The organism is Halomonas borealis, assembly GCF_004798905.1.
In the GTDB taxonomy this organism is placed as follows: Bacteria; Pseudomonadota; Gammaproteobacteria; order Pseudomonadales; family Halomonadaceae; genus Halomonas; species Halomonas borealis.
On sequence record NZ_SDMO01000012.1, the window covers coordinates 18507 to 34918 of the forward strand.

Annotated in this window: 12 protein-coding genes; 8 read left to right on the forward strand and 4 right to left on the reverse strand. The window is 67.6% G+C overall.

From position 1 onward, the window contains the following. Position 1: 1 nt before the first annotated feature. The 8 genes from mutL to ETC07_RS12075 all read left to right on the forward strand — a co-directional run bounded on the left by mutL (position 2) and on the right by ETC07_RS12075 (position 9695). Positions 2–2011 carry a DNA mismatch repair endonuclease MutL gene (mutL, locus tag ETC07_RS12040; RefSeq protein ID WP_136248767.1) on the forward strand — a complete coding sequence of 670 codons (2010 nt, stop codon included), beginning with the start codon at positions 2–4 and terminating at the stop codon, positions 2009–2011. Between the two features lie 6 nt (positions 2012–2017). Further along, on the forward strand, positions 2018–2956 hold the full coding sequence (gene miaA / locus ETC07_RS12045) for a tRNA (adenosine(37)-N6)-dimethylallyltransferase MiaA (protein WP_136248768.1): 939 nt from the start codon (positions 2018–2020) through the stop codon (positions 2954–2956). 118 nt (positions 2957–3074) lie between these two features. Beyond that, on the forward strand, positions 3075–3326 hold the full coding sequence (gene hfq / locus ETC07_RS12050; protein ID WP_136248769.1) for an RNA chaperone Hfq: 252 nt from the start codon (positions 3075–3077) through the stop codon (positions 3324–3326). 8 nt (positions 3327–3334) lie between these two features. Further along, positions 3335–4651 carry a ribosome rescue GTPase HflX gene (gene hflX, locus ETC07_RS12055; RefSeq protein ID WP_136248770.1) on the forward strand — a complete coding sequence of 439 codons (1317 nt, stop codon included), beginning with the start codon at positions 3335–3337 and terminating at the stop codon, positions 4649–4651. A 122-nt stretch (positions 4652–4773) separates the two neighbouring features. Further along, positions 4774–6030: an FtsH protease activity modulator HflK gene (gene hflK, locus ETC07_RS12060; RefSeq protein WP_136248771.1), complete on the forward strand. Its 1257-nt coding sequence runs from the start codon at positions 4774–4776 to the stop codon at positions 6028–6030. Between the two features lie 2 nt (positions 6031–6032). Beyond that, a complete protein-coding gene (gene hflC, locus ETC07_RS12065) occupies positions 6033–6917 on the forward strand; it encodes a protease modulator HflC (RefSeq protein WP_136248772.1) in 885 nt (294 codons plus the stop codon). Positions 6918–7137: 220 nt separating this feature from the next. Continuing rightward, positions 7138–8334: an ATP phosphoribosyltransferase regulatory subunit gene (locus ETC07_RS12070; protein WP_136248773.1), complete on the forward strand. Its 1197-nt coding sequence runs from the start codon at positions 7138–7140 to the stop codon at positions 8332–8334. A gap of 65 nt (positions 8335–8399) precedes the next feature. Beyond that, positions 8400–9695, forward strand: a complete 1296-nt coding sequence (locus ETC07_RS12075; protein ID WP_136248774.1) for an adenylosuccinate synthase — start codon at positions 8400–8402, stop codon at positions 9693–9695. A gap of 93 nt (positions 9696–9788) precedes the next feature. Here the strand turns inward: ETC07_RS12075 and ETC07_RS12080 are convergent, their stop codons facing one another. The 4 genes from ETC07_RS12080 to ETC07_RS12095 form a co-directional block, all read right to left on the reverse strand. Beyond that, a complete protein-coding gene (locus ETC07_RS12080; protein ID WP_136248775.1) occupies positions 9789–12557 on the reverse strand; it encodes a tetratricopeptide repeat protein in 2769 nt (922 codons plus the stop codon). 46 nt (positions 12558–12603) lie between these two features. Next, positions 12604–13869 (reverse strand): alginate lyase family protein, encoded by a 1266-nt coding sequence (locus tag ETC07_RS12085; RefSeq protein ID WP_240724634.1) that lies wholly within the window; start codon positions 13867–13869, stop codon positions 12604–12606. 15 nt (positions 13870–13884) lie between these two features. Beyond that, positions 13885–14769: a polysaccharide lyase gene (locus ETC07_RS12090; protein ID WP_136248776.1), complete on the reverse strand. Its 885-nt coding sequence runs from the start codon at positions 14767–14769 to the stop codon at positions 13885–13887. Between the two features lie 62 nt (positions 14770–14831). Continuing rightward, the gene (locus tag ETC07_RS12095) at positions 14832–16376 is read right to left on the reverse strand and encodes a PilZ domain-containing protein (protein ID WP_136248777.1); all 1545 of its coding nucleotides are present in this window, start codon (positions 16374–16376) and stop codon (positions 14832–14834) included. Positions 16377–16412 lie beyond the last annotated feature (36 nt).

A 16412-nucleotide genomic window follows, 5' to 3' on the forward strand; every position in this document is an offset into this window, starting at 1 on the left:
TATGAGCGATAGCCAGCATATCCACATCCTCGACCCGCGGCTGGCCAACCAGATCGCCGCCGGCGAGGTGGTGGAGCGTCCGTCCTCGGTGGTCAAGGAGCTGGTCGAGAATGCCATCGATGCTGGCGCCGGCCGCGTCGAGGTGGAACTCGAGTCCGGTGGCGCTCGGCTGATCCGGGTGCGTGACGACGGCAGCGGCATCGGCGAGGACGACTTGCCGCTGTCGCTGTCGCGCCATGCCACCAGCAAGATCGCCTCGCTGGAAGACCTGGAAGGCGTGGCGAGCCTCGGCTTTCGCGGCGAGGCGTTGGCCTCGATCAGCTCGGTATCTCGGCTCGAGCTGACCTCCAACACCTTCGACGACCCCACCGGCGGCTGGCGGGTGGTGGTCGAGGGGCGGCGCATGGAGCCGCGGGTCACGCCCTCGCCGCATCCGCGTGGCACCTCGGTCACGGTGCGCGACCTGTTCTTCAATACTCCGGCCCGGCGCAAGTTCCTGCGTACCGAGAAGACCGAGTTCGGCCACGTCGAGGAAGCCTTCCGGCGCCAGGCGCTGTCGCGGCTCGATGTCGGCTGGGTGCTGCGCCACAACCAGAAGACCATCCACCAGCTGCGCCCCGGCGGCGACCTGGTGGGTCACGAGCGGCGCCTGCAGTCGCTGCTCGGCAAGGCCTTCCTGGAAAACGCCCTGCACCTGGATCTCGAGACCGGCGGGTTGCGCCTGTGGGGCTGGGTGGGGCTGCCCACTCACTCGCGGGCCCAGGCCGACCAGCAGTACTTCTTCGTCAATGGGCGGGTGGTACGCGACCGGTTGGTGGCGCACGCCATCCGCCAGGCCTACCGCGATGTGCTGTTCCATGGCCGTCACCCGGTGTTCGTGCTCTATCTGGAGGTCGACCCGACGGTGGTCGATGTCAACGTCCACCCCACCAAGCACGAGGTGCGCTTCCGCGACGGGCGGATGGTCCATGACTTCCTGTTCTCCAGCCTGCATCGGGCGCTGGGCGAGGCCCGGGCCGGAGCGAGCGTGAATGGCGACCAGGAGCGGTCGGCGGAAGGCGAGCCGGTGGAGGCCTCGACGCCGGGTGGCGAGGTCCGCGAGGCCGCGCCCCAGAATGCCTGGCAGCAGCAGCCGATGGCGCTTCATGGCCGCGAGGAGGAGGGCGAGCGCAAGGTCTCGCCGGATCGCGTACGAGCCTTCATGGAAGGTTATCGGGCGCTGCACCCCGAGCACGAGGAGAGCCTGCTGACGCCGCAGCCCGCCGCGCCTGGCGCCGGTGGGGTCGCCGCCGAGACGGCGCTGGCCGAGCGCCAGGCCCCGCCGCAGGCTCCCTTCGGGGCTCAGCCCGCGCCGGCCGCCCCGCCCGAGGCCGTGGCGCGCCCGGCGATGCCCGAGGAGGATGCCACCAAGGCGCCGCCGCTGGGCTATGCCGTGGCCCAGCTGCATGGCGTCTACATCCTGTCCCAGACCGAGCGCGGGCTGGTGGTGGTCGACATGCATGCCGCCCACGAGCGGATCGTCTACGAACGAATGAAGACCCAGGTGCATGGCGTTGTCGAAGGCGATGCCGGCCTGCAGGCGCAACCGTTGCTGGTGCCCGTCTCGCTGGCGGCCAGCGCCGCCGAGGTGGCTACCGCCGAGGCCGAGCATGAGGCCTTCGCACGGCTCGGCGTGGAGCTCGATGTGGCCGGCCCCGAGACGCTGCTGGTGCGCCAGGTGCCGACCCTGCTGGTCGATGCCGACGTCGAACCGTTGATCCGTGACATGCTCGGCGATCTGGAGCGCTATGGTCGCTCGGATCGTCTGGAGGCGCGCATCAATGAACTGCTCTCGACCATGGCCTGCCACGGCAGCGTGCGCGCCAATCGCCTGCTCACGGTGGAGGAGATGAACGCCCTGCTGCGTGACATGGAGCGCACCGAGCGTAGCGGCCAGTGCAACCATGGGCGTCCGACCTGGACCGAGCTGGGCATGAAGGAATTGGACCGCCTCTTCCTCAGGGGGCAATGAACGACCATGCCCGACACCCGCCCCCCCGCGATCTTCCTGATGGGCCCCACCGCCGCCGGCAAGACCGACCTGGCCATCGCCCTGCACGAGCGGCTGGGCTGCGAGCTGGTCAGCGTCGACTCGGCGATGGTCTACCGTGGCCTGGATATCGGCAGCGCCAAGCCTTCCTCGAGCGAGCTGGCGCGGGCCCCGCATCGGCTGATCGATATCCGCGACCCGGCCGATCCTTACTCGGCGGCGGAGTTTCGCGACGACGCGCTGCGCGAGATGGCCGCGATCACCGCGAGCGGCAAGATCCCGCTGCTGGTCGGCGGCACCATGATGTACTTCAAGAGCCTGCTGGAGGGCGTGGCCAACCTGCCCGCGGCGGCCCCGGAGGTGCGCGCCGAGCTGGAGCGCGAGATGGCTCGCGACGGGCTTTCGACCCTGCATGACGAGCTGGCCCGGGTCGATCCGGAGGCCGCGGCGCGCATCCATCCCAACGATCCACAGCGCCTGATGCGGGCGCTGGAGGTCTACCGGGTCAGCGGGCGCGCCTTGACCGAGCTGTGGAATGAGCAGCGCCCGGAAACCTTTCCCTGGCGGCCGCTGTCGATAGGCCTCGCGCCTGCCAATCGAGGCGTGCTGCATGAGCGTATCGCTCGGCGTTTCGACGCCATGCTCGGGGCCGGCTTCCTCGACGAGGTGTCGGCCTTGAGGGCGCGCGGCGATCTGACGTCGGACCTCCCCGCGATGAAGAGCGTGGGCTATCGTCAGGGGTGGGAGTACCTGGCGGGCGACGTCGACCATGCGACCTTCCGTCAGCGCGGCATCGTCGCCACGCGTCAGCTGGCCAAACGACAGCTGACTTGGATGCGTCGCTGGCCGGGGTTGCACCGGGTCGATAGCCTGGGCGTCGACCCGTTCGCCGAGCTTCTGAAACTGGTGCGCGAATTCGGGACTTAGCGTAAGATGGTCGCTTCGAGCGGCCGTATGTACGAGCGGGCTCATCGGTTACCTTGTGTCGCCCCCGGACGGGGCGAGCACTGAATGATCAACTCTAGAAAAATTCAGGGAGAGCAACATGTCCAAAGGGCAGTCCCTTCAAGATCCGTACCTGAACATCCTGCGCAAGGAGCGCATTCCGGTGTCGATCTTCCTGGTGAACGGCATCAAGCTGCAGGGTCAGATCGAGTCCTTCGATCAGTTCGTGATCCTGCTGCGCAACACCGTCAGTCAGATGGTTTACAAGCACGCCATCTCTACCGTTGTGCCGTCGCGCAACGTGCGGCTGCCGGCTCCCGAAGGCGGAGCACAGCCGGAAAGCAATGTGTGAGGTATTGATTGTTTTTTGAACGTCCCGAAGCCGGTGAAACGGCGGTTCTCGTCCATGTAGACTTCCAGGACGAACAGGAGCGCGAGGACGCGGGGGAATTCCTCGAACTCGTGCGTTCGGCCGGCGCCGAGCCGGCCAACCTGCTGTCCGGCTCGCGCAACCGGCCCGATCCCCGTTTCTTTATCGGCTCGGGCAAGGTCGAGGAGCTACGCGAGGCCCTGCAGGTCCACAAGGCCGAGCTGGTGATCTTCAATCATGCGTTGAGCCCATCCCAGCAGCGTAACCTCGAGCAGTCGCTCAAGTGTCGTGTACTCGATCGTACCGGCCTGATCCTCGACATCTTCGCCCAGCGGGCGCGGACCCATGAGGGCAAGCTGCAGGTCGAGCTGGCGCAGCTCGAGTACATGTCGACGCGCCTGGTACGTGGCTGGACCCACCTGGAACGCCAGAAGGGCGGCATCGGCCTGCGCGGCCCGGGCGAGACTCAGCTCGAGACCGACCGGCGCCTGCTTCGTGGCCGCATCAAGGCGATCCACAAGCGCCTCGACAAGGTGCGCAGCCAGCGCAACCAGAACCGTCGTGCGCGTTCCCGCGCCGAGGTGCCAAGCGTCTCGCTGGTCGGCTATACCAACGCCGGCAAGTCGACGCTGTTCAACGCGGTTACCGCCGCGCAGGTCTATGCGGCCGACCAGCTGTTCGCTACCCTCGACCCGACGCTGCGGCGCCTGGAGATCGAGGATGTGGGGCCGGTGGTGCTGGCCGATACCGTGGGCTTCATCCGCCATCTGCCGCACAAGCTGGTGGAGGCCTTCCAGGCCACCCTGCAGGAGGCCGCCGAGGCCAGCCTGCTGGTGCACGTGATCGACGCGGCGGATCCCGACCGCGACCTCAACGTGAACCAGGTCGAAGAGGTGCTGGATGAGATTGGCGCCTTGGGGGTGCCGACGCTCAAGGTGATGAACAAGATCGACATGTTCGACAGCGCCCCGCGCATCGAGCGTGGCGTCGATGGCCGCCCCGAATCGGTCTGGCTATCGGCCCGTGACGGCAAGGGCCTGGAACTGTTCGAGCAGGCGCTCACCGAGTGCCTGGCCGATGATATCATCGACTTCGATGTCACCCTGGAGCCGCAGCAGGGCAAGCTGCGTGCCAGCCTGCATGACCTGGGGGCGGTGCGTGAGGAGCGCTTCGACGACATGGGGCGCACGCTGCTGGAGATCCGCCTGCCACGGCGCGACTTCCTGCAGCTGATGGCGCGCCTCGGCGAGCGCGCCGACGACTATCTGCCGGAGACCCTGCAGGATCGCCCCGTCTGGGAGCAGTGACACGCAGCAATGAAGAGTCGCCTTCGGGTGTCGGCACACCAGGGTCGGCACCACAAGGATCGCAACCGATGCCCGTCGTGCCGGAATGCACGGCGGAACGCAACGCAGAGTGGAGACGACGTATGGCCTGGAATGAGCCCGGTGGCGGCGGCAACCAGCACGACCCCTGGAAGGGGGGAGGGCGCCGCGGCGGTAACGGCGGAGATAACGGCGGCGGTGGTAACCGCGGCGGCAATAATCAGGGGCCGCCCGACCTCGACGAGGCCCTGAAGAAGTTTCAGGACAAGCTCAACGGCATGCTGGGTGGCCGCGGCAAGCGCGGCGGCAACGGTGGCAAGGGCGGCAAGGGCGGTGGCGGCAAGCCACGCAACGTCTTCGCGCTGCCGGGGCTGCTGCTGATCGTGGCCCTGGCCATCTGGGCCGCCTCCGGCTTCTATCTGGTCGACCAGTCCGAGCGCGGTGTGGTGCTGCGGTTCGGTAAGTTCCAGGAAGTGGTCACCCCCGGCCTGCAGTGGAACCCCCCGCTGATCGATGACGTGCGCATGGTCAACGTGACCCGGGTGCGCTCGGTCAGCCAGACCCAGTCGATGCTCACCCAGGACGAGAACATCGTCTCCGTCGAGATTTCGGTCCAGTATCAGGTCGCCGATCCGCGCGGCTACGTGCTCAACGTGCGCGACCCGGAGCTGTCGCTGGAGAACGCCCTGGACAGTGCGCTGCGCCACGTGGTCGGTGGCACCGACATGATCGCCATCCTGACCTCCGGGCGTGAAATCCTCGGCACCGCGGTGGCCAGCCGTCTGCAGTCCTACCTGGACAGCTATGGCACCGGCATTCGTCTGCAGACCCTGAACGTCGAGTCGACCTCGCCGCCCAATGCGGTACAGGACGCCTTCGATGACGTCATCCGCGCCCGTGAGGATCGCCAGCGCACCATCAACCAGGCCATGGCCTACGCCAATGCCGTGATTCCGGCCGCCCAGGGTCAAGCCCAGCGCGTCGTCGAACAGGGCCAGGGGTACCGTGAGTCGGTGGTCGCCGAGGCACGCGGTCAGGCCAATCGCTTCAATGCGCTGCTGACCCAGTACCAGACCGCGCCTGAGATCATGCGTGAACGCCTGTATCTCGATGCCCTGTCCGACGTCTACGGCGACACCGCCAAGGTGATGGTCGATGTGGACAATGACGCACCGCTGATGGTGTTGCCCATGGATCGCCTGAGCCGTGGAAACGCCGGTGCTGCCGGCAGCCAGGAAGTGTCGATGGACCCTCAGCTTCTCGAACGCCTGAGCGCCAGCCAGGCCAGTGGCAGCAGTGACGGCGGCAGCAGTGACAGCCGCAATGCGCGCAGCAATGGAATCAGCCGGGAGGGCCGTTAACGATGATCAATAACCGTTCCCTGCTCATCGTCGGCGGCCTGGCCGCCGTGGCCTGGCTGGCCAGCAACAGCCTCTACGTGATCGACGAGACCGAGCGCGCGGTGAAGCTGCGCTTCGGTGAGGTGGTCGAAGAGAACATCCAGCCGGGCCTGCACGTCAAGGTGCCGGTCACCCAGACGATCCGCAAGTTCGATACCCGGGTGCTGACGCTGGATACCGAACCCAGTCGTTACCTGACCCTGGAACAGAAGGCGGTGATCGTGGACTCCTACGTCAAGTGGCAGGTGGTCAATCCCACTCGCTACTACGAGGCTACCGCCGGTGACGAGATGCAGGCGGTGCGGCTGATTCAGCCGCGGGTCGACGAGAGTCTGCGTAACGAGTTCGGGCGCCTGAACCTGAAGCAGATCATCTCCGAACAGCGCGACAAGCTGATGACCGGGCCCACCGAGGATCTCGACGAGCGCCTGCGTGACACCCTTGGGGTGGCGGTCCTGGATATTCGCGTCAAGCGCATCGACCTGCCCGAGGATGTTTCCTCGGCGGTCTATGATCGCATGCGCTCCGAGCGTGAGCGTGAGGCTCGCGAGTGGCGTGCCCAGGGCCAGGAAGAATCCGAGCGCATTCGTGCTAACGCCGACCGGCGTCGTCAGGTGCTGTTGGCTCAGGCCCAGGAGCGTTCCGAGACCCTGCGCGGCGAGGGCGATGCCGAGGCCGCGGCCATCTTCTCGGAGGCCTACGGCAAGGACCAGGAGTTCTTCTCCTTCTGGCGTAGCCTGGATGCTTATCGCTCGAGCTTCCAGGGCGACGGCAACATGCTGGTGCTGGACCCCTCCAGCGACTTCTTCCAGTACCTCAAGGGGCCGACCGCCCAGAACGACGGGTGATGGTCGGCGGGGCGGTAGATGCCGCCCCGCCGCACCCTGCCAACGCATGGCAGGGTGGCTCGCGGCGCCAAACGTGATAGACTCCTGTAACCGGGCGTGCCCCGGTTTTTTTGTGGCCGTCCACTTCCCCGGCAAGCCCTTCTGGCGCCCCGCCAGGCGTATGTTCCGCCATGCTTCAATGCTTGCCGAAGGCCAATCATCGTCTCGCAGGAAGAACGACATGACCATCGCTGACCGCTGGTTGTTGCCCGACGGCATGGACGAGGTGCTGCCTCCTCAGGCCAACCGCATGGAGGAGCTGCGCCGGGCGTTGCTCGATCTCTACCATCGCTGGGGCTACGATCAGGTGATGCCGCCCCCCGTGGAGTTCCTGGACTCCCTGCTTACCGGTACCGGTACCGAGCTCGATCTGCAGACCTTCAAGCTCACCGATCAGATGACCGGGCGGATGATGGGCGTCAGCGCCGATGCCACGCCCCAGGTCGCGCGTATGGACGCGCACTCCCTGAAGCGCCAGGGCCCGGTGCGGTTGTGCTACTGCACCACCGTGCTGCGTGCCAAGGCCGACCCTCACCAAGGTGGGCGTAGCCCGGTCCAGGTGGGGCTCGAACTGTTCGGCCACGCCGGCCTGGAGGCCGACCTGGAAGTACTGCGCCTGGCGCTGACCAGCCTGCAGGTCGCCGGCGCCAGCGAGATTCACCTGGCGCTGGGGCATATTGGCATCTACCGTAGCCTGGTGAAGGCCGCCGAGCTGACGGCCGAGCAGGAGAAGGCGGTCTTCGCGGCCCTCGAACTGAAGTCGCCCGGCGAGCTGGCCGCGCGCGTCGCGGAAAGCGTCAGCGACCCGGCCATGGCGAGCATGCTGTGCGCCCTGGGCGAGCTGCATGGCGGCCCCGAGGTGCTCGAGCAGGCCCGCGAGGTCCTCGCCGAGGCACCTGCGGCCGTGGGCGAGGCCCTGGAGCGGCTGCGTGCCCTGCACGCCGGCGTGGTCGCCGAGCATCCCGATGTGGCGCTCTACTTCGACCTGGCCGAACTGCGTGGCTATCAGTACCACACGGGCATGATGTTCGCCGCCCACGTGCCCGGCTATGGCCAGGCGCTGGCCAAGGGGGGGCGTTACGACGATACCGGCCGCGCCTTCGGTCGCGCCCGCCCGGCTACCGGCTTCTCCCTGGAGCTCAAGCTGTTGGCCAGCCAGGTGACCGGCGAGCCCCCCCATGACGGCATCTGGGCACCGGTCGAGGGCGACGGCCTGGCCGAGGCCATCAAGGCCCTGCGTCAGCAGGGCGAGCGGGTCGTACAGGCGCTGCCCGAGCAGCATACCGGTCCGCAAGAACACCGCTGCCAGCGGCAGCTGATCCCGATCGACGGCGGCTGGCAGGTAGCGCCGCTGGCCGTAACCAGCGATCAGGCCTGACGCTCAGGCAGACACGATACCGGCACCGCCCGAGGCTGGCGGCGCAGCAACGAGAGACGAGGAAAATGGGCAAGAACGTAGTCGTACTGGGCACCCAGTGGGGTGATGAAGGCAAGGGCAAGGTCGTCGATCTGCTGACCGAGTCTGCCGATGCCGTCGTGCGTTTCCAGGGGGGGCACAATGCCGGCCATACCCTGGTCATCGATGGCGAGAAGACCGTCCTGCACCTGATTCCCTCCGGCATCCTGCGTGACGACAAGGCCTGCGTGATCGGCAACGGCGTGGTGCTGTCGCCGAAGGCGCTGCTCGAGGAGATCCGCGAGCTGGAAGCCAAGGACGTCCCGGTGCGCGAGCGCCTGAAGCTGTCGCCGGCCTGTCCGCTGATCCTGCCGTACCACGAGCGTCTCGATCAGGCGCGCGAGAAGGCGCGTGGCGTGGCCAAGATCGGTACCACCGGTCGCGGTATCGGCCCGGCCTACGAAGACAAGGTCGCGCGCCGTGGTCTGCGCCTGGGCGACATCCTGCACCGCGAGCGCTTCGCCTCCAAGCTCGGTGAGGTGCTGGACTACCACAACTTCGTGCTGACCAAGTTCCATGGCGAGGAGCCGGTGGACTTCCAGGAAGTGCTCGACGATGCCATGCGCATGGCCGACGAGCTGCGTGCCATGGTCTGCGACACCGTCAGCCTGGTGCACGATGTGCGTAAGGCCGGCGAAAACATCCTCTTCGAGGGTGCCCAGGGCTCGCTGCTGGACATCGACCACGGCACCTATCCCTACGTGACCAGCTCCAACACCACCGCCGGCGGCACCGCCACCGGTTCCGGCGTCGGCCCGCTCTACCTGGATTACGTGCTGGGCATCACCAAGGCCTACACCACTCGCGTCGGTTCCGGCCCGTTCCCCACCGAGCTGTTCGATGAGCACGGCCGTCACCTGGCCGAGAAGGGCCACGAGTTCGGTGCTACCACCGGTCGCGCGCGCCGCTGTGGTTGGTTCGATGCCGTGGCCCTGCGTCACGCCGTGCAGATCAACTCGGTGTCCGGCATCTGCCTGACCAAGCTCGATGTGCTCGACGGCCTGGAGAACATCCGTGTCTGCGTGGGCTATCGCAGCAAGGACGGTGAGTTGCTCGACACGCCGGTGGATTCCGAGGGTTATGAAGCCATCGAGCCGGTCTACCAGGACCTGCCGGGCTGGAACGAGTCGACCCTGGGCATGAAGAGCATCGATGAGCTGCCGGCCAATGCCCGTGGCTATATCCACTTCCTCGAGGAGCAGGTGGGGACCTCCATCGACATGATCTCCACCGGCCCGGACCGCAACGAGACCATCGTGCTGCGCAATCCTTTCGGTGAGTAAGTGCCACGGCGGGTAGGCCTTCGGGCCTTTCCCCCGAACGACGACGGGCCGGCAGGAAACTGCCGGCCCGTCGTCGTTTCTGGCTTGTCGGTATCAGCGCTCGGCCGGTGCCACCTGAAGCGCCTGCATGGCATCCTCGTCGGACAGTAGGTCATGCAACGTCTGGGCGGCCATCTCGCCGCTGCCGTCCATCACTTCGTCGAGCCATAGCAGCGCCTGCTCGCGGTTGGCGTTCTCGAGTCCGTTGGCGGTGAGATAGGCCTTGGCCAGTGCCAGGCGCGCGGTCTCGTGGCCCTGACGGGCGGCCTCCAGCAAGTAGTCGGCGCCTTGATGAAGGTCCTGACTGACGGTCTCGCCGCGCAGCAGCTCTCGGCCGAGGGTGGCCTGGGCGCCGGCATGGCCCTGCTTTGCGGCCTGCTCAAGCAGGCGGCGTCCCCGTGTGGCATCGACGCTCATACCGCCTTCCCCACGCAGTAGCGCGGTGCCGAGCAGCGTGCGTGCCGAGAGACTGCCGGCCTCGCTGGCCTGGGTGAGCCAGGTCTCGGCCTGTTGCGGATCGGGCTCGACGCCCTTGCCTTCGAGATAGACGGCGCCGAGGCGCTGGGCGGCATAGTCGTCGCCGGCCTCGGCGGATTCGCGCAGCAGCGCGATGCCGCGCGGGGTATCCTGCGCGACGTGCTTACCCTCGAGCAGGGCGTCGGCCAGCGCCAGTCGAGCGCCGCTGTTGCCGCGGGCGGCGGCCTGCTCGAGCAGGCGCATGCCGCGCTCGGGGTTGGCGCTCACGCCCTCGCCGGTGAGCAGCAGCTTGCCGAGGTCGCCGCGGGCACCGAGGTGGCCGCCGGCGACGGCGCGCTGCAGGTAGCGGGCGCCCTTGGCCGGGTCACGCGTCACACCCTTGCCCTCTAGGTACATCCGCCCTAGATCGGCGGCGGATCCGGGGTGGCCCTCGTTGGCAGCGCGCTGCAGCCAGATCCGGGCGTTGCTCAGGCTCTGCTGAACGCCGCGGCCGTTGAGGAAGGCTTCGCCGAGCCGCGCCATGGAACCAGGGTGGCCGTCTTCTGCGGCCTCCACCAGGGCCTGGATGTTGCCGGCCTTGCCCTGGTCATAGCGCAGCCGCGCCAGGGCATCCTCGGCCGAGTCGTGTCCGGCGTTCCGGGCGCGGTTAAGCCATTCACTGGCCTTGCCTAGATCGCGGGGCACGCCGTCGCCCTGGCGGTAGGCTCGGCCTAGTACCACCATGGCGTAGGCATCACCCTCGCGGGCGGCTTCTTCCAGCAGGGCGATGCCGTGAGCGGGTTGGCGCTGCCGGAGGGTGCCCTCGAGATAGCCGGCGCCTAGCGCCGTCTTGGCGGAAGCATCCCCGGCGTCGGCGGCCTGCTTCAGCAGTTCCTCGGCCTTCGACGGATGGTAGGGCAACACCTCCCCTTCTAGGTAAGCCTCGCCGAGCAGGCGTAGGGCGGCGGTCTGGCCTTGGTCGGCGGCGTCCTTCAGCAGGGCTTCGGCGCGCTGGCCGTCGGCCGGGACCCCGTTGCCTTCCAGGTACATCTTGCCTAGCTGCTGGGTAGCGTAGGGATGACCCAGCTCGTTCGCGCGCTCGAGGTAGCCGCGCGCCTGCATCGGCTGGCTGGCAAGGCCGTCATCGTCGAGGTAGTAGGCGCCGAGCAGCGCCAGCGCCAGGGCGTCGTCTTGCTCGGCGGCCTTCTTGAGCAGCTCGATGCCGCGGCGCGGATTGGCGGGCAATCCTTCACCGTCGAGCAGGGCGCGCCCCAGGGTGACCTGGGCATCCACCGAGCCTTGGGCGATGGCCGCGCTCAGCCAGTGCTGGGCGCGTTCCGGGCTGGCGGCCACGTTGGCGTTGCCTTCCAGCAGCAGCTTGCCCAGCGTTTCCATCGCCGACACGTTGCCGTCCAGGGCGGCCTGTTCCAGCATGGCTTGGCCGCGCTGGGGGGCGTTGCCTTCCACCAGCGAGCGGCCGGCCCGGCTCAGCGCGCCGGGATCGCCGGCCTCGGCGGCCTTGTTCAGCCAGTGCATGTGGCGCTGGGGCTGACTGCCGAGCAGGCCGTCTTCGGCAAACAGGCCGGCCAGCTGATTCATGGCGCCGACGTCGCCGGCGTTGGCGTCCTGTTCTAGCAGGCGCGCGTAGCGCTGGGCGTACTGGCTCGCCAGACCACGATCTTCGGCGAGCCAGCCTTCGGGGCCGTGGGCCTTGGCCAGGGCCTCGAGGGCGGTGCCGTTGTCGGCCTCGGCGGCGCGCTGGTAGAGCGCGGCGGCTTGTTCGGCGTCGGCCTTGACGCCGTCACCGCCCTCGACGAGTAGCTCGGCCATGGCGGCCTGGGCCCGGGGGCCGACCTCTTCCTCGATGGCCTGCTGGATCAGGTAGTAGGCGAGCGCGTCGTCGCGCTCGACGCCGCGCCCCTCGCGGTAGAGCTTGGCGAGGTTCAGCGAGGCGTTGCCGGTGATGTAGGAGGGCGTCTTGATGGCCTCGGAGTAGAGTCGTGCCGCACGCTCTGGGTCGGGCGACACGCCCTTGCCCTGATCGAAGATCTTGCCCATCTCGTAGTAGCCCTTGGGCAAGCCCTTCTGCATCAGCGTCTCGAGCTCGGCGATGGCCTGTTGGCTGCGGCCTTGCTCGAGCAGCTGGTGAGCCTTCTCCACGGTGTTCTTGTGCATCCATTCCAAGGGGCGTGGCTGACCGCCGTCGAACCAGTCCGCGTACTGTGGTGGCACGGGCGCGGTGACGTGGTCATCGGGCTGCGGGGTGGTGGCGCAGCCGCCGAGCCAGGCCACGAGGGTGGCCGAGAAGGCCAGCTTCAGCCCCGTGGGATGGCGAGTGGATGAGGTGTCGCGTGGAATCTGGATCATGATGTCGATTTGCCTCGAAGTGATGGATGAACGTCGGGGCGAGCGTTCACTGCTCGCTCAGGCCCTTGAACGCGGCGTCCTCGCGCTGGGTCTCATCCATGACGATGTTCTGCTGGGCATCGGGGGCCATGAAGTAGAGCGTCATGTAGCCGCCGGCACTGCGGTTGTAGATGGGACGCTGACGGCGGATGAAATCGGCGATCCGCGGGTCGTGGTGGCGGGACTGGTAGATCTCCATCCAGGCGAAGTACTGGCTGTCCTTGAGGAAGCCGGTGTACTGCTCGTGGGGGGCCATGTCGCCGAGGGCGGCCGGGTCCTCGAAGATATCCAGGGCGAAGTCGACGGCGTCGTGGATGCTGTGACTGTCCACTTCCAGGTCGAAGATGTCGTAGCCCTGGCGCTCGATGACGCGCATGTTGGTGATCAGGTAGAGCAACGCGTAGTTCTGGTAGTGGGTCGCGCGGCGTCCACGGGCGACCTCCATGGGCAGGGCACCTGCGTCGTTGATGTCGTGCAACGCGGAGTAGATGGCGCTGACGCCGAAGCGGAACAGGGCATTGTCCTCGGTCAGCACGCCGACCATGCTGGCGTAGAGGGCCCGGCGGTAGAAGTGGTTGTTGCAGCAGCTGTTGCCGGGCTGACCCTGGATGTCGGAATGCTGATGGGCCAAATCGTTGAGCCAGGCCTCGATCCGCTCGCGCTCCTCCTGCATGCCCTCGATCTCGGGGCGCACCACCGAGTAGGCCATGGCCGCGGCGAAGATCATCGACTCGGTGGCGAACCAGGCCTGGGGCTCCATGGAGTCGTAGTAGAAGTTGGTCAACGCCTCGTCCTGGGCCCACTTGTCGAGGAAGCGCACCAGGCATTCGGCGTAGTACTCATCGCCGGTGGCCACGTAGCTGCCGGCCAGGCGCGACACGTTGTCCTCGAACTGGAATAGCGGCTCCGATGCCAGCTCCCACTCCTTGGGGCTTGGGTAGTAGCCCGGGATTCGCATGCGGGTGTCGATCGGCTTGTACTGCAGCAGCTGTGAGCAGCTGGTACCCGCGGACAGCTGGTCGATCTCCTGCAACAGGATCGCGTTGTCGGTGTCCTTGAGCAGCGCCATGCGCGTCTCGACGTCGAAGTAGGAGGCGTCGGGGGCCGTCACCTCGTAGTGAGACAGGTCGAGCTCGGCACGTGCCTCGAGGGTCATGGCCTGGGCCGTGGACAGCCCTCCCGCGGCCAGCCCGGACAAGGCCAGGGACAGGCCGGCGAGCAGGCGATGGGGCAGGGCGACGCGGCGTGGGCCGGTGCAAGGGGACAGAGACATCGGGATTCCTCGGGATCAGGATCGGGGGGCATAGACGCGGAAGCCGGCGAAGTCGGCGTGCTGGTCGCGGGGTGTGCGCCATTCCTTGCCGTGCCCGCCAAAGAAGGTGGAGAACATCAGGCCATCGATGGTCACCGACTCGCTGGTGCGATAGACGATGCCGTCCTGTTCGAGGATCGGATGCCCGTCCACCCACACGCGGGCCATGCCGTTCTCCTGGCCGGGGTCGTTGAGGATGATCTCCTGTTCCAGGGTCACCCACTGCCCGGTGGGGAAGGTCCAGCGGCCGCGGCCGACCGACTTGCCGTAGTCTTCGTGCTGGTCGACGGCATATTCGTAGAGCTCGCCCTGGCCGTTGGCCCGCCACATGTAGCGCATCGAGAAGCCGTTCTTGCCGTTGGCCTCCTCGCCGCCGCTGGGCGCCTCGCCGCCGTACAGGCCGGGCAGCTTGCCGCCCTTGACGAAGTCGAAGCCCGGCTCGAAGCGAACCCGGTACTGGAGGCAGGCTCGCTCGGCGCCGGCCAGGGCGCTGGGGGCGGCGTAAAAACCGGCCCCGCCCTTCTCGGTATCGCCGGGCGACGAGGTGCCCTCGGGATAGTGGATACGCAGGCCGGCCTCATCGAGTCCGGTCTCTTCGGCCGCGAGGCGTTCGGCGTTCTTGGTGCCCCAGTCGCGCTGGGTAGCGAAGCCGTCTCGGATGGCGGCCTGGGCATCCTCGGCCTGCATGGCGGGGGAGGGCGCGGCGACCTGCGGATAGCGGGTCGAGCAGGTGGCCACGCTCGGGGACGTTATCGCGGGCCCCTTGCCCTCGGCGAGGGCCGGGGCGCTCAAGCCGGGCAGCAGGGCCAGCATCAGCATGGCCATGGGGCGCTTCGTCGGGATGATGTGTTGGGCTGACATATCGGGCTCCGGTCGGGGCGGCCGCGGGGCGGCCGGGGTGTCCTCGTGAAGGTCGCTCGAGCTTAGCTCGCCTGGCGCTCGCGGTCGGCGAGCGGCGTTTCGTCGTCGTTGGCGCCGGTGACGCTGTCGACCAGGCCACCGACCAGCTGGCCCACCGAACGGGCACCCTGCCAGACCCACTCGGCGGCGCTGCCGACCAGCGGTGTCTCGGTGAAGCGCACGTCCACCGGGGTGCCGACGGTGTCGGCCGGCAGTGGTTCCTCGGGCACCAGCAGCACGCTGGCGACGTTCTGCTGCTGACGCACCCAGCTGGGGAAACCGGCGCGTGGTTGGCGTTCGATGTCCAGCGCCACGCTGCGTACTCGGGCGCTGATCGGGCCGGCGGTGTTGGGGAGCGAGATGTAGGCCTGCTGGTCCGGGCCGATGCGATCGATATCGTCCATGTGCACCAGCGCCTCGACCATGATGTCGTTCTTGCCAGTGCGGATGAGCGTCATGATGCGTTCGCTCTCGTTGATGTAGGTGCCGTCGGAGCTGCTCAACGCCCAGGCCACCAGGCAGTGGCAGGGGCTGTAGACCTCGTTTTGCGACTGGCGCGCCTCCAGTGCGGTGATCCGCGAGCTCTGGAAATCGCGCGCGGTTTCGAACTGGTCGATGCGTGCCCGGGCAATCTCCGGCGGCACCGTCTCGAAGCTCACCGACTCGCCGTTGGCCGGGCGGGCGGAGTTGGCCAGGCTGATCTGGCCGTTGCCCGATTCGAGATTCTCCTGGAGGTTGTCGATCAGCTGGCTGTTATAGCTCTGGGCGGCTTGGGCCAGGATCAGGTTGGATTCCAGGTCGACGTTCTTGACGCTGGTCAGCTGCTCGTCGCGCTCGACCCGGTCGCCAGCCTTGAGATCATGGGCTTGCAGAATGCCCGGGCCCGGCGCACGGATGTCGATACGCGGCGCGGTCACCGCGGCGAAGTTCGGCTCGATCAGCATGAAATTGCGGTAGGCGGTGGCTGCCGCCACCAGGCCCAGCGCGCCGATGGCCATGAACAGCGCGACGTAGCGGCCCAGCGGCTTGGGTGGCCGCTGGGCCGGCTGCGGCTGGCCGCCGCCGCGCTTGCGCGGCGTCTGTGGGTCTTCACCAGCCACCAGGCCTTCCAGGTCCATCTCGCGGCCGCTCAGGCTGGCGCGGATCAGGCGGCGAAGCAGTTCCTGATGGCCGGGACTGATGTCGGTGAATTCGAAGCCGGCGGTGTGGCCCTGCTTGCTGGCCGTGCAGTGCCGGCACTCGGCGGACATGGGGACGGTCATCTCGGCGCCGCCGGCCTGCAGCAGCAATGAGGCCTTGACCTGGGCACCCACGCGGATCGGCCGTTGGCTGCGGATCGCGAAGCCGCCCTGGGACAGATCGGCACCGTCGAACACCTGGCCGTCGTCCATCCTGACCTGGAAGGCGCGTTTCACGCGGAGGTAGTGACGTTCGTCGCGGCGCTCGTGAGCGATGCCGGCACCGGGTGTCTGGCCGGCACCCTGGCTGCGGGCGCCGTGGCTGACCTGGTGCTGATCACCCAGCGTGGGCTCGCTTCGTTCGTGATGGTCGGCGTAGTAATCGGTCATGGGGAGTCTCTTTCCAAAGGGTGCCTCCTGGCGGCT

Excerpts from the sequence above, each read along its gene's own strand:
- hfq (WP_136248769.1), top strand. The coding sequence starts at position 3,075 with ATGTCCAAAGGGCAGTCCCTTCAAGATCCGTACCTGAACATCCTGCGC.
- ETC07_RS12090 (WP_136248776.1), bottom strand. The coding sequence starts at position 14,769 with ATGTCAGCCCAACACATCATCCCGACGAAGCGCCCCATGGCCATGCTG.
- ETC07_RS12070 (WP_136248773.1), top strand. The coding sequence starts at position 7,138 with ATGACCATCGCTGACCGCTGGTTGTTGCCCGACGGCATGGACGAGGTG.
- ETC07_RS12075 (WP_136248774.1), top strand. The coding sequence starts at position 8,400 with ATGGGCAAGAACGTAGTCGTACTGGGCACCCAGTGGGGTGATGAAGGC.
- hflC (WP_136248772.1), top strand. The coding sequence starts at position 6,033 with ATGATCAATAACCGTTCCCTGCTCATCGTCGGCGGCCTGGCCGCCGTG.
- ETC07_RS12095 (WP_136248777.1), bottom strand. The coding sequence starts at position 16,376 with ATGACCGATTACTACGCCGACCATCACGAACGAAGCGAGCCCACGCTG.
- miaA (WP_136248768.1), top strand. The coding sequence starts at position 2,018 with ATGCCCGACACCCGCCCCCCCGCGATCTTCCTGATGGGCCCCACCGCC.
- hflK (WP_136248771.1), top strand. The coding sequence starts at position 4,774 with ATGGCCTGGAATGAGCCCGGTGGCGGCGGCAACCAGCACGACCCCTGG.
- mutL (WP_136248767.1), top strand. The coding sequence starts at position 2 with ATGAGCGATAGCCAGCATATCCACATCCTCGACCCGCGGCTGGCCAAC.
- ETC07_RS12085 (WP_240724634.1), bottom strand. The coding sequence starts at position 13,869 with ATGTCTCTGTCCCCTTGCACCGGCCCACGCCGCGTCGCCCTGCCCCAT.
- ETC07_RS12080 (WP_136248775.1), bottom strand. The coding sequence starts at position 12,557 with ATGATCCAGATTCCACGCGACACCTCATCCACTCGCCATCCCACGGGG.